Source organism: Pseudomonas sp. GNP013, from assembly GCF_054343995.1.
Genome location: NZ_JBTGUT010000001.1, coordinates 4,121,807 through 4,134,510, shown reverse-complemented (window position 1 = coordinate 4,134,510; position 12,704 = coordinate 4,121,807). Strand labels below are relative to the sequence as shown.

Annotated in this window: 12 protein-coding genes and 1 riboswitch; of the genes, 8 read left to right on the top strand and 4 right to left on the bottom strand. The window is 61.7% G+C overall.

From position 1 onward, the window contains the following. Positions 1 to 19: 19 nt before the first annotated feature. Positions 20 to 1,183, bottom strand: a complete 1,164-nt coding sequence (locus ACXX81_RS18185) for a 1-acyl-sn-glycerol-3-phosphate acyltransferase (protein WP_209988710.1) — start codon at positions 1,181 to 1,183, stop codon at positions 20 to 22. Positions 1,184 to 1,316: 133 nt separating this feature from the next. On the opposite strand from ACXX81_RS18185, the gene ACXX81_RS18180 reads away from it, so the two are divergent. The 4 genes from ACXX81_RS18180 to ACXX81_RS18165 all read left to right on the top strand — a co-directional run bounded on the left by ACXX81_RS18180 (position 1,317) and on the right by ACXX81_RS18165 (position 3,374). Continuing rightward, positions 1,317 to 1,499, top strand: a complete 183-nt coding sequence (locus tag ACXX81_RS18180; RefSeq protein ID WP_458572159.1) for a CPXCG motif-containing cysteine-rich protein — start codon at positions 1,317 to 1,319, stop codon at positions 1,497 to 1,499. Between the two features lie 11 nt (positions 1,500 to 1,510). Then, entirely contained in the window at positions 1,511 to 1,771 is a 261-nt protein-coding gene (locus ACXX81_RS18175) for a putative signal transducing protein (RefSeq protein ID WP_209988716.1), read from the top strand. Positions 1,772 to 1,808: 37 nt separating this feature from the next. Further along, entirely contained in the window at positions 1,809 to 2,429 is a 621-nt protein-coding gene (locus tag ACXX81_RS18170; protein ID WP_209988718.1) for an SOS response-associated peptidase, read from the top strand. Between the two features lie 126 nt (positions 2,430 to 2,555). Beyond that, positions 2,556 to 3,374, top strand: a complete 819-nt coding sequence (locus ACXX81_RS18165) for a M48 family metallopeptidase (RefSeq protein ID WP_209988721.1) — start codon at positions 2,556 to 2,558, stop codon at positions 3,372 to 3,374. Positions 3,375 to 3,496: 122 nt separating this feature from the next. Here the strand turns inward: ACXX81_RS18165 and ACXX81_RS18160 are convergent, their stop codons facing one another. The 3 genes from ACXX81_RS18160 to ACXX81_RS18150 all read right to left on the bottom strand — a co-directional run bounded on the left by ACXX81_RS18160 (position 3,497) and on the right by ACXX81_RS18150 (position 6,332). Next, complete coding sequence (locus ACXX81_RS18160; protein ID WP_004372026.1) at positions 3,497 to 4,081, bottom strand: TMEM165/GDT1 family protein; 585 nt, start codon at positions 4,079 to 4,081, stop codon at positions 3,497 to 3,499. A gap of 87 nt (positions 4,082 to 4,168) precedes the next feature. Continuing rightward, positions 4,169 to 4,289, bottom strand: a riboswitch (yybP-ykoY riboswitch). Positions 4,290 to 4,339: 50 nt separating this feature from the next. Then, entirely contained in the window at positions 4,340 to 5,338 is a 999-nt protein-coding gene (locus ACXX81_RS18155; RefSeq protein ID WP_458572158.1) for a methyltransferase, read from the bottom strand. Positions 5,339 to 5,369: 31 nt separating this feature from the next. After that, a complete protein-coding gene (locus ACXX81_RS18150; RefSeq protein ID WP_458572157.1) occupies positions 5,370 to 6,332 on the bottom strand; it encodes a 2-hydroxyacid dehydrogenase in 963 nt (320 codons plus the stop codon). An 88-nt stretch (positions 6,333 to 6,420) separates the two neighbouring features. Here ACXX81_RS18150 and ACXX81_RS18145 point away from each other — a divergent pair, with 88 nt between their 5' ends. The 4 genes from ACXX81_RS18145 to ACXX81_RS18130 all read left to right on the top strand — a co-directional run bounded on the left by ACXX81_RS18145 (position 6,421) and on the right by ACXX81_RS18130 (position 12,481). Continuing rightward, complete coding sequence (locus ACXX81_RS18145; RefSeq protein WP_209988730.1) at positions 6,421 to 7,053, top strand: LysE family translocator; 633 nt, start codon at positions 6,421 to 6,423, stop codon at positions 7,051 to 7,053. Between the two features lie 145 nt (positions 7,054 to 7,198). Beyond that, positions 7,199 to 8,881 carry a fatty acid--CoA ligase gene (locus tag ACXX81_RS18140; protein ID WP_231422540.1) on the top strand — a complete coding sequence of 561 codons (1,683 nt, stop codon included), beginning with the start codon at positions 7,199 to 7,201 and terminating at the stop codon, positions 8,879 to 8,881. Positions 8,882 to 9,212: 331 nt separating this feature from the next. Beyond that, positions 9,213 to 11,072 carry a DUF1302 domain-containing protein gene (locus ACXX81_RS18135; RefSeq protein ID WP_209988735.1) on the top strand — a complete coding sequence of 620 codons (1,860 nt, stop codon included), beginning with the start codon at positions 9,213 to 9,215 and terminating at the stop codon, positions 11,070 to 11,072. Positions 11,073 to 11,116: 44 nt separating this feature from the next. After that, a complete protein-coding gene (locus ACXX81_RS18130) occupies positions 11,117 to 12,481 on the top strand; it encodes a DUF1329 domain-containing protein (protein WP_209988739.1) in 1,365 nt (454 codons plus the stop codon). Positions 12,482 to 12,704 lie beyond the last annotated feature (223 nt).

The following is a 12,704-nucleotide window of genomic DNA, read 5'->3' as shown; positions in this document are numbered from 1 at the left end:
ACCCCCTGTGTGAAGGTGCTTACAGAGGGATTCCGGCTTTGACGCGGTACTGGTTGCGCACCGGCGTTGCGTACTGCGTCACCAGGTAGGGCCGGTGTTCCGCTGGGCACTCATTCAAACGCCTTTCCCATTCCGTTTTCGCCTTGGCCAGCTCATCGGCCGGGAAGACTTCAGCCGCGGTCGGCACCTGCAACTGCGGGTCTGCATCGGCCCACTGCGCATACGCCAGGTAATGCACCGGGAACAACCGATAACCGCCGAGAATCTGCCGGTCCATTTCCACGGCCAGCAGCTTGGTGTCCTCGAAGCGCTCGGTGATCGGCGGTGCGAAGTTGATGTGCACGCGGCCCTTGTAGCCGGTGATACCCAGCGCGATGCTCACATCGTCCTCGCCCGGCGCCTTGCTGTAGGTGCCGGTGGTGGCGCGGATATACAGCTCGCGCGCCTTCGCGGTATCGCAGGGGTCGTACTCGTAGCTGATGGACACCGGCGTCAGGTTCAACGACTGGATGACCTCGGCAAACGGCTCATCCTTGCGGCTCACGTGGAACATCTTGAGGATCGCCGATTCAGTGCGATCATCCCCGTCCTTGGCGCGGCCTTCGGCCTGGGCGATCCAGATGGACTGGCAGTCATTGCGGATCGAATGATTGATGTAGGCCGACAGCAAATGATACGCCGCCATCTTTTCCTTTCGCCCGGTGATCGAGCGGTGCACGATGAAGCTCTTGTTCAGGCGCATCAGGTCGCTGACAAACGGCTTTTGCAGCAGGTTGTCACCGATGGCGATGCGTGGCGTCGGCAGACCGGCGTGGTACACGGCATAGTTGACGAACGCCGGGTCCATCACGATATCGCGGTGGTTGGCCAGGAACAGGTACGCGGTGCCGGACTTGAGCTGTTCGACGCCGGTGTAGGTCACGCCGTCGGTCGCGCGGTCGATGGTGTGGTCGACGTAGTACTCGACCTTGTCCTGCAGCGTGGCCACGGTGGTGACGCCGGCGAATTCACGGCGCAGCTTGCGGGCAATCATCGGCTTGAGCAGCCAGCCCAGGGTGCCGGCGAAGCGGGGGAAGCGGAAGTGGGTCAGGATGTCCAGAAAGGCCTTGTCGCTGAACAGACGTGCCAGCACTGCCGGGACTTCGCTGTCGTTGTAAGGTCGGATGGTATCGAATTCGCCCATCATGCTCTCTTGTTGGAAACGGCTAGGATAAGTAGAGGAAATACCAGGGTGCGGCGCGGGTAATTGGCCCGGCCGATCAATAGCCCTGTCAATAGACCGGCGATTATACGCACAAGTCACCTGGGAGACTGCGATGCTGGAAACTGAACCGTATGATTGTCCTTATTGTGGTGAGCCGGCGGAGGCGGTGCTGGATCTTTCCGGTGGCGATCAGCGCTATATCGAGGATTGCCCGGTCTGTTGCCGACCGATCAATTTCATCCTGCAAACGGATGGCCATGAATGGATGCTTGAAGTCCACGCCGAGAACGAATAGCAGGCACGCCCATGCAGCGAATCTACGAACCGGAAAACCTCATGGAAGGCGAGTTGCTGCAACAGATGCTCGCCAGCGAGGGCATCGAGGCACATCTGGTGGGGCGCCATCTGCTCGGGGGCACTGGCGAGTTGCCGATTTTCGGCCTGCTGGGTCTGGAGGTCGATAATGATCACGCTGCCTATGCCCGTGAGCTGATCACCGCCTATATCGGCGCGCAGCCCCTGCCCGGTGATGAACCCGACAGCTTTCCTGACGTGCTGGTCTGTTAGGCTGTCGGTCGGTTTACCCCAAGAGTCGTGTTGCCCCATGTGTGGACGTTATGCCCTGTTTCGCTGGAATCCCGGCTTTGCCGCCCTGCCGGGCTTTCCGGCGGACCAGCAGGCCCAGTGGAACATTTCCCCGAATGACTCAGTGCTGATCCAGCGCCAGAGCGAAGGCCAGCGCACCCTGGCGCGTGCCCGCTGGGGCCTGACCCCGCCGTGGCTGACTGATCTTTCCCGCACGCCGGCCCATGCCCGCGCCGAAACCCTGGCGGAGCAACCGATGTTCCGCGAGGCGTTTCGCCAGCGTCGCTGCCTGCTGCCGGCCAACGGTTTTTACGAATGGCGCGGTACCCAGCGCAAACGCCCGTACTGGTTGACGCCGGGGGAGGGCTCGACGCTGTTTTTCGCGGCGATCTGGGAAGCCTACCCGGTGCAGGAACAGGTGTGGCTGAGCACTGCGGTGGTCACCCAGGCCGCGCAAAGCCAGCGCCGGCCGCTGATCCTGGATGCTGCGGGCCAGGCGGCGTGGCTCGATCCCGAGACCCCGTTGCACGTATTGCAGGCGCTGCTGGCCAGTGAGCCCACCGCGTTGCGCGAAAGGGTCCTGGCCAATATGGTCAACGATCCCAAGCTCAACGGCCCGGAGTGCCTGACCCCGGCCTGACAGTTGCTGCCGTCGGTACACTCTTGTGGGATGTATCGGAAATACAGCAGTTAAACGTCGTGTGTATCTGGCGCGGATACACACGAGGGCCTACGATACGCGCCATGTTTTCAGGGAGCGTCTCGCATGAAAAAGTCATTGGCAGTAAGTGTATTGGCGGCGGCCATGCTGCTGGCCGGGTGTCAGTCGGTCAACACCACCAGCGGCGGCGCCGTGGGGGTTGAGCGCAAGCAATACATGTTCAGCATGCTGTCGAGTCAGGAAGTCGACCAGATGTATGCCCAGTCCTACCAGCAGACGTTGGGCGAAGCCAGTGGCAAAGGCCTGGTGGACAAAACCAGTGCCAACGCCAAACGCGTGCAGGCGATTGCCAATCGGCTGATCGCCCAGGCGCCCACCTTCCGTCCGGATGCGGCGCAGTGGAAGTGGGAAGTGAACCTGATCAAGAGCGACGAGATGAACGCCAACTGCGGGCCTGGCGGCAAAATCTTCGTGTACAGCGCATTGATCGACAATCTCAAGCTCACCGATGACGAGCTGGCCGCAGTGATGGGCCATGAAATTGCCCACGCCTTGCGCGAGCATGGCCGTGAAGCCATGTCCAAGGCCTATGGCATCCAGATGGCCAAGCAAGGCGCCGGTGCGATATTCGGCCTGGGCCAGGACAGCCTGGCGCTGGCCGATACCGTGGCCAACTACGGCATGACCTTGCCCAACAGCCGCAGCAATGAAAACGAAGCCGACCTGATCGGCCTGGAACTGTCGGCCCGCGCCGGCTACAACCCGAACGCGGCGATCACGCTGTGGAACAAGATGGCCAAGGCTTCCGAAGGCTCACCGCCCGAGTTCATGAGCACTCACCCGGCCTCCGATAGCCGGATCGCCTCGCTGCAGGCGGCCATTCCGAAAGTGATGCCGCTGTACCAACAGGCCAAAAAATCCTGATGTTCCAACGCTGATGAAGACCTGAGTGTGGGAGGGGGGTTGCTCCCGGTAGCAGTGGATCAGCCAAGGCATACCAGGCTGACGCACCGCAATCGGGAGCAAGCCCCCTCCCACATTTGGCGCTAGATCCACCCGCTGCTTTGCATGGCCTTGTACACCGCCACAATCGCCAGGATGAAAAACGCCGTCGCTGCCAACCGGCGAATCAGGGTCAGTGGCAGTTTCTCCGCGGCAAAATTCCCCGCCAGCACCACCGGTACGTTGGCAATCAACATGCCCAGGGTCGTGCCGATAATCACCAGCCATAGCTCCGGGTACTGCGCCGCCAGCATCACCGTGGCGATCTGCGTCTTGTCACCGATCTCCGCGAGGAAGAACGCAATCAGCGTGGTCAGAAACGGTCCGAACTTGCGCGTGGTGCTGGCCTCGTCATCGTCGAGTTTGTCCGGTACCAGCGTCCACAAGGCCGTGGCACAGAAGCTTGCGGCGAGAATCCAGTGCAGCACCGCGTCCGAGAAAAAGCTGCCAAACCAGGCGCCTACGGCACCGGCGGCCGCATGGTTGGCCAGGGTCGCGGCGACGATGCCGGCGATGATCGGCCAGGGTTTGCGAAAGCGTGCGGCAAGGATGAGCGCGAGCAGTTGCGTCTTGTCGCCAATTTCGGCCAAGGCAACGATTGCGGTGGGGACGAGCAGAGAATCCAGCATCAGGTAGGTTCCAGGGGCGGGTCGACACGGCTATGACACGAACAGCCTTCCCGCCCCGGGTAAGGTGTGCGTGTCATAGGTCTTGTCAAACCCCGGTCCGTCTGTGCGGACTCCTGGGTCGCATACGCCATGGTCTGTTGACCAAGTATGTTGACGTATGCCGGACGAGATTGAACTCGTGGGAGACTACTCCCCTAGGACGGAGCGGATTCTGCCTAGCCAGGACACATTCGGCAAGCCTTCTTTTTCAAACGCCCGTTAGGGACGCTTGGCGCGGTAAATGCGAAAACCGTTGCCCTCGGCCTTCACCGCACAGATGCCCAGGTGCTCTTCGATCAGCGGCTGATACTTCAGGAAGCTATTGGCGACAAGGCGAAGTTCGCCACCTTTTGCCAGGTGTTTTGCCGCTTTTCGCAGCAAGTTCTCGGTGGCGAAATAATCGGTGTGCACGCCGACGTGAAACGGCGGGTTGCTCAGGATCGCATTCAAACCCATCGGCGCGGCGTCGATTCCGTTGCCGGTCAGCACCTCGGCTTCCAGGCCGTTGGCCGCCAGGGTGAGGCGACTGCTGGCGGTGGCGAAGGCGTCTACATCCAGCATCGTCACGCTGTTGTGCGGGTAGCGACGCTTGACCGCAGCCCCCAGCACACCAGCGCCGCAACCGAAGTCCAGCAGATGGCCGCTCGGCAGCTTGTCCAGATGCGCCAGCAGCAACTCGGTGCCGCGATCAAGGCGCCCGTGGCTGAACACGCCTGGCAGGCTGACCACTTTCAGCGGGCCCTCGGCCAGCGGCACCTCGAACACCTGTGCCAGGCTTTCCAGTTCAACGGCCGGCGGCGCATTGACCACGGTGATCTGCCACAGTTGGCAATGCCGTGCGTTGTCCAGCTTGCGCGGTTTGCCGAATGGGGCCAGCTGCTTGGCGGCACTTTCGATACCGCCTTTTTTCTCTCCCACCAGAAACAGCTCGGCGCCGGGCAGGCGTGCGGCCACCGCATTGAGCAGGTAATCGGTGAGGTCCTTGGACTTGGGCAGGAAGATTACCGCCGCGTCGAACGCGCGCTCGGGTACATTCACGCCAAACGCGCTGCGCTCCGGGAAGCGTGCGTCGAGCGCCGCCTGGTCACCGGCGTGCCAGCACCAGCCGTGGGCATTGGGCAGACGACCGAGCAAGTCGTCAGCCGGCAAACCGACCAGCAGCAGGTTGCCTTGAAAAAGTTCGGGCTGGCGAAGCAGCACTTCACTGCGCGGATCCATGGTCTGCTCCTTGAAAAAAGGGCGCAGTCTATCAACTGACGACCCGCAGCGGGGCGCCGTCGAAAAAGCCTCGGGCGTTTTCCGCCAGTTGGCCGACGATGCGCTGGCGCGCCTCGCGGCTGCCCCAGGCGTTATGCGGCGTGACGATCAACCGAGGAATATCGCCGGCCAGCAGCGGGTTGCCATTGGCCGGCGGCTCCACGCTCAGCACATCCGTGGCGGCACCGCCCAGATGGCCGCTGCGCAACGCGTCGGCCAGCGCCTGTTCATTGATCAAACCGCCGCGCGCTGTGTTGACCACCAACGCGCCGGGCTTGAGCAGCGCCAGCTCGCGAGCGCCGATCATGTTGCGGGTGTGCTCGTTGAGCGGGCAGTGCAGGGTCAGCGCGTCGACCTGCGCCAGCAACTCATCCAGCGGCACCCGATCGGCTCGGGCAGGGCGGCCAGGAATGGCGCCCAGCAGCACGCGCATGCCAAAGGCTTCGGCCAGTTGCGCAACGGCGCCGCCCAGTTCGCCATGGCCGAGCAGGCCGAGGGTTTTGCCTTGCAGCTCGACAATCGGATGGTCCAGCAGGCAAAACTGCGTGGCCGCCTGCCATTTGCCGGCGGCCACGTCGCGCTGATAGTCCTGCAGGCGCGTGGCCAGGTTGAGCAGCAGCATCAGCGTGTGCTGCGCCACCGACGGCGTGCCGTAGCCCTGGCAGTTGCTCACGGTGATGCCGTGGGCGCTGGCGGCCGCAAGGTCAACGTTGTTGGTGCCGGTGGCCGCTACGAGGATCAGCTTGAGCTCGGGGCAGGCGGCCAGCGTGTCGGCGTCGAGCGCGACCTTGTTGCTGATGGCGACCTGGGCATCCTGCAGGCGCTCGATCAGATTCTGCGCGGTGGTCCGCTCGAACAGCTGCAGGTCGCTGAAGCAGGCCTGCAAACCGCTGAGGTCGAGGTCGCCCAGGTCGAGGGAAGGATGATCGAGGAAGACGGCGCGGCGATTGTTCATGCTCAACTGTACCTTTTGCGACGAAGTTCGAAGGCGTACTCTGCCGAGACTATCAGATGAAATAATCCGTTACGTAAAGGGAGCGAACATGTACCTCGCCGAGTTTTTGACCGTGGCTCTGATTCACCTGTTGGCGGTGGCCAGCCCTGGCCCTGACTTCGCCGTGGTGGTGCGCGAAAGCGTGACCCACGGCCGTCGCGCCGGAACCTGGACTGCGCTGGGTGTCGGTTCGGCGATTTTCCTGCACGTGGGTTACTCGCTGCTGGGCATTGGCTTGATCGTGTCCCAATCCATCGTGCTGTTCAACGCGCTCAAATGGGCGGCGGCGGCCTACCTGCTGTACATCGGCTTCAAGGCCCTACGCGCACAGCCGGCCAAACCGCCGGCCGAAGGCGAGTTGCACCGAGAAGTGGGCGAGCGCACGCCGCGTGGAGCGTTTACCGCCGGGTTCGTGACCAATGGCTTGAACCCCAAGGCCACGTTGTTTTTCCTCTCGTTGTTCACCGTGGTGATCAACCCGCACACACCGTTGGCGATCCAGGCCGGTTACGGCGTGTACCTGGCCGTAGCGACCGCGTTGTGGTTCTGCCTGGTGGCGATGCTGTTCAGTCAGCAGCGCGTGCGCGCGGGGTTTGCGCGGATGGGCCACTGGTTTGATCGGACGATGGGCGCGGTGTTGATTGCGATTGGGGTGAAATTGGCGTTTACCAGCGTGAAATAACCCGCTTGAGCGCCTCAACTGCTGGCGCAAAGCTAGCATTTGCAGCGCTCTGCAAATCATTCCTTTGGCTGATTTGGTTGAAACACAAGGTCTCTACAGTGCAAGTCTTCAAGCCAAGACCGTGCAGTCATAAAAAGGGATTCGTATGTTGCAGACCCGTGTTATCCCACCCGCCGAAGGCGCTTACCAATACCCGTTGTTGATCAAACGCCTGTTGATGTCCGGCACCCGCTACGAAAAGACCCGGGAAATCATCTACCGCGACAAACTGCGCTACACCTACCCGACGCTGATCGAACGCGTCGCGCGGCTGGCCAATGTGCTCACCGACGCCGGGGTCAGGGCCGGTGACACCGTCGCAGTGATGGACTGGGACAGCCACCGCTACCTGGAATGCATGTTCGCCATCCCGATGATCGGCGCGGTGGTGCATACCATCAACGTGCGCCTGTCGCCGGAACAGATCCTCTACACCATGAACCATGCCGAGGACCGCTTCGTGCTGGTCAACAGCGAGTTCGTCGAGCTCTACCAGGCCATCGCCGGGCAGCTCACCACGGTGGACAAGACCCTGCTGCTCACCGACGGCGACGCCCACACCGCAGAGTTGCCCAACCTGGTAGGCGAGTACGAAACCCTGCTGGCCGCTGCCAGCCCCACGTACACCTTCGAGGATTTCGACGAACACTCGGTCGCTACCACCTTCTACACCACCGGCACTACCGGCAATCCCAAGGGTGTGTACTTCACCCATCGCCAACTGGTGCTGCACACCATTGGCGTGGCGACCATCATGGGCAGCGTCGACAGCGTGCGCCTGCTGGGCACCAGCGACGTGTACATGCCGATCACACCGATGTTCCATGTGCATGCGTGGGGCCTGCCATACGTGGCGACCATGCTCGGTTTGAAGCAGGTGTACCCCGGCCGCTACGACCCGGAATACCTGGTGGAGTTATGGCACAAGGAGCGCGTTACCTTCTCCCATTGTGTGCCGACCATTCTGCAAATGCTGCTCAACGCCAAGGCTGCCCAGGACGTGGACTTTGGCGGCTGGAAAATCGTCATCGGCGGCAGCGCCCTCAACCGCACCCTGTATGAAGCGGCCAAGGCGCGGGGCATTCAGCTGACTGCCGCCTATGGCATGTCCGAGACCGGGCCGCTGGTGTCCTGCGCCCACCTCAACGATGAGTTGATGGCCGGCAGCGAAGATGAACGCACCACCTATCGCATCAAGGCCGGTGTGCCGGGGCCACTGGTGGATGCGGCGATTGTCGACGCCGATGGCAACTTTCTGCCCGCCGATGGCGAGTCCCAGGGCGAACTGGTGCTGCGTGCGCCGTGGCTCAGTGAAGGCTATTTCAACGAGCCGCAAAAGGGCGCCGAGCTGTGGGCCGGCGGCTGGATGCACACCGGCGACGTGGCCACCCTGGACGCGTTTGGCGTGATCGATATTCGCGACCGCATCAAGGATGTGATCAAGACCGGCGGCGAGTGGGTCTCGTCCCTGGCCCTCGAAGACCTGGTCAGCCGTCACCCGGCGGTGCGCGAAGTCGCCGTGGTGGGCATCGCCGATCCACAGTGGGGCGAGCGCCCGTTTGCGTTGCTGGTGGTGCGCGATGGCCATGAGATTGGCGCGCGCGAACTCAAGGAACACCTCAAGCCGTTCGTGGAATTGGGCCACCTGAGCAAGTGGGCGATTCCGAGCCAGATCGCCGTTGTTACGGAAATTCCCAAGACCAGCGTCGGCAAACTCGACAAAAAACGTATCCGCGTCGACATCATCGAATGGCAGGCCAACAACAGCACGTTCCTGTCCACCCTCTGAGTGCGTTCGCCGTGCCCGTTCGGGCACGGCACTGCTCTATCTTGCGGCTTTACTTGTGATTTGCCGATTTTCAGCCATCCTTCCCGCGTCGGCCTTCGCCGACGTGGCGAAAGGACTGTGGCAGACGGGTTGGTGATGCAAATCACACTTTAGAGGGATCAAGCGGTATGCCCTGCTGGCTATAGTCACTCACAGAGTTTTTCAAGGATGTTGCACTTCAGGCCATGGGGGCCTGGTTGCCGGGCGGCATTGGAATCGTTGTATTCCGGCCGTTACACGCATCAACGAAAAAACTCACTGCCATAACAATAATGCACATGGAGTAGCGTCGATGACCTCAGTAAACCAGTTCTGGCGCCGGGCAAAACTGCCCCTGGCCGTCAGTCTCGCCTCTACGCTCGCCGGGCCTGCATTCGGCGTCAGTTTCAATATCGGTGAAATCGAAGGGAGCTTTGACTCGTCGCTGTCCGTGGGCGCCAGTTGGTCCACTGCCAAGGCCAATCGTGACCTGATCGGCGCCAACAACGGCGGCCGGGGTTTGTCCCAGACGTCCGATGACGGCCATCTGAACTTCAAGCGCGGCGAGACCTTCTCGAAGATCTTCAAGGGCATTCACGACCTGGAACTGAAATACGGCGATACCGGCGTGTTTGTGCGTGGCAAATACTGGTATGACTTCGAGCTCAAAGACGAAAGCCGGCCATTCAAGGACATCAGTGACAACAACCGCAAAGAGGGCGCCAAGTCCTCGGGCGGGCAGATTCTCGATGCGTTCATCTACCACAACTACAGCATTGCCGATCAGCCGGGTAACGTGCGGTTCGGCAAGCAGGTGGTGAGCTGGGGTGAAAGTACCTTCATCGGCGGCGGCATCAACTCCATCAACCCGATCGACGTGTCTGCGTTCCGTCGTCCGGGCGCCGAGATCAAGGAAGGCCTGATCCCGGTCAACATGTTCTATGTGTCCCAGACACTCACCGACAACCTGTCGGCCGAAGCGTTTTACCAACTGGAATGGGACCAGACCGTTACCGATAACTGCGGCACCTTCTTCTCCCAGCCTGACGTGATTTCCGACGGCTGCAGCAATAACCTGCGCGTGCTGAACAAGCGCTCGACCATTCCGGGCGCAGCATTGCCGACCCTGAATGCGCTGGGCGTGGACGTCAACGGCGAGGGCGTGCTGGTGCGCCGTGGGCCGGACCGTGATGCGCGCGACAGCGGCCAGTTCGGCATGGCCATGCACTACAACTTCGAGCCGCTGGACACCGAGTTCGGCGCGTACTTCATGAACTACCACAGCCGTGCGCCGATCTTCAGCGCCCAGGGCGCGCCGGCGTCGGCGTTCACTCGACCACTGGGGCCGCTGGCGGCACTGCGTCCGCTGATCGTGGCGGGCAGTTCCAACTACTTCGTCGAATACCCGGAAGATATCCGTCTCTACGGCCTGAGCTTCTCCACCACGCTGCCTACCGGCACCGCCTGGAGCGGTGAGCTGAGCTACCGTCCGAATGCACCGGTGCAACTGAGCACCACCGACATTCTGTTCGCCGGCGTCACGCCGATTCCGGGCTTTGGCAATGCGTCCGTGCTCAAGGGCAGCCCGGGCCAGGACCTGCACGGTTACAACCGCAAGGAAGTGACGCAGTTCCAGACCACCTTCACGCACTTCTTCGACCAAGTGATGGGCGCCAGCCGCCTGACCACCGTCGGTGAAATCGGTGTAACCCATGTGGGCGGGCTGGAGAGCAAGTCCCAGGCCCGTTATGGCCGTGATCCGGTCTTCGGCCCGGGCACCTTGCCGGGCGGCTTCTGCAATGCGCTCAACGCTTCCACCGCCAACGGCGCCGGTCTGCCCAATGCGGCCGGCCTGAACACCAACTGCAGCAACGACGGCTACACCACCGCCACCTCCTGGGGCTACCGCGCACGCGCCATCTGGGAATACCCGGATGTGTTCGCCGGGGTCAACCTCAAGCCGAACGTGGCCTGGTCCCATGACGTCAAGGGTTACTCCCCGGGCCCTGGCGGCAACTTTGAAGAAGGTCGCAAGGCGGTCAGCCTGGGCCTGGATGCCGAGTACCAGAACACCTACACCGCGAGCCTGGCCTACACCAACTTCTTTGGTGGCAAGTTCAGCACCGTGGATGACCGCGACTTCGTGGCCTTGAGCTTCGGCGCCAACTTCTAAGCACACTTTTCCAAGCGGCATGCATTTTCAGGAAGAACAACAACATGAAAATAAGCAAAAGTCTGTTGCACATCGGGGTGCTGGGGCTGTCGATCATGGCGAGCCACGTCATGGCGGCCGTCTCGGCGGATGAAGCCGCCAAGCTGGGCACAAGCCTGACGCCAATGGGCGCCGAAATGGCCGGTAACGCAGCCGGCACCATTCCGAAATGGTCGCCCATGCCAACCAACGCCGGTGCGGTCGATGCCCGTGGTTTCCTGGCCAACCCCTACGCCAGTGAGCAACCACAATTCACCATCACCGCGCAGAACGTCGAGCAGTACAAGGACAAGCTGGCGCCGGGGCAGTACGCGATGTTCAAGCGCTACCCGGAAACTTTCAAAATGCCGGTTTACCCGACCCATCGTGGCGCCACCGTGCCGGCTGATGTGTTCGCCGCGATCAAGAAGAACGCTACCACCACCAACCTGGTGTCCGGCGGCAACGGCCTGGAAAACTTCTCAACGGCCGTGCCGTTCCCGATTCCGAAGACCGGCGTTGAGGTGATCTGGAACCACATCACCCGCTATCGCGGTGGCAGCGTGACGCGTCTGGTCACCCAGGCTACGCCGCAAACCAACGGTTCCTACAGCCTGGTGTATTTCCGCGACCAGTTCGTGTTCCGCGACAAGATGAAGGACTTCGACCCGAAAAACCCGGGCAACGTGTTGTTCTACTTCAAGCAGCAAGTGACCGCGCCGGCGCGTCTGGCCGGTGGCGTGCTGTTGGTGCACGAAACCCTGGACCAGGTGAAGGAGCCGCGTTCGGCGTGGGTCTATAACGCCGGTCAGCGCCGCGTGCGCCGGGCGCCGCAAGTGTCCTATGACGGGCCGGGCACTGCCGCCGACGGCCTGCGTACCTCCGACAACCTCGACATGTACAACGGCGCACCGGATCGCTACGACTGGAAGCTGGAAGGCAAGAAAGAAATCTACATCGCCTCCAACAGCTACAAGATCGACGACCCCAAGCTCAAGTACGCCGACATCATCAAGGCCGGCCACATCAACCAGGACCTGACGCGTTATGAACTGCGCCGTGTCTGGCACGTGGTCGCCACCCTGAAGGAAGGCCAGCGCCACATCTATGCCAAGCGTGACTTCTTCATCGACGAAGACACCTGGCAGGCTGCGGTGATCGACCATTACGACGGGCGTGGCCAACTGTGGCGCGTCGCCGAGGCCCATGCCGAGAACTACTACGACAAGCAAGTGCCGTGGTACGCCCTGGAAACCCTCTACGACCTGCAGTCCGGCCGCTACCTCGCGCTGGGCATGAAGAACGAAGAGAAACAGGCCTATGACTTCGGCTTCACCGCCACCACCAGCGACTTCACTCCGGCGGCTCTGCGTCAGGATGGTGTTCGCTAAGCGGTAACGGTAACCACTGTGGGAGGGGGCTTGCTCCCGATGGCGTTGGATCAGTCGGTACATCTGTTGACTGATCCGCCGCCATTGGGAGCAAGCCCCTTTCACATTTCTTGTCGCAGTTCTTTTTAAGGCAAATGTTGCAAAGATCTACAAGGCAGGCGCTTTTACCGCTAGTCTGCGGACATCTGCAATGCCGACAACAGCCTTCTACAAGAGCCCGGCG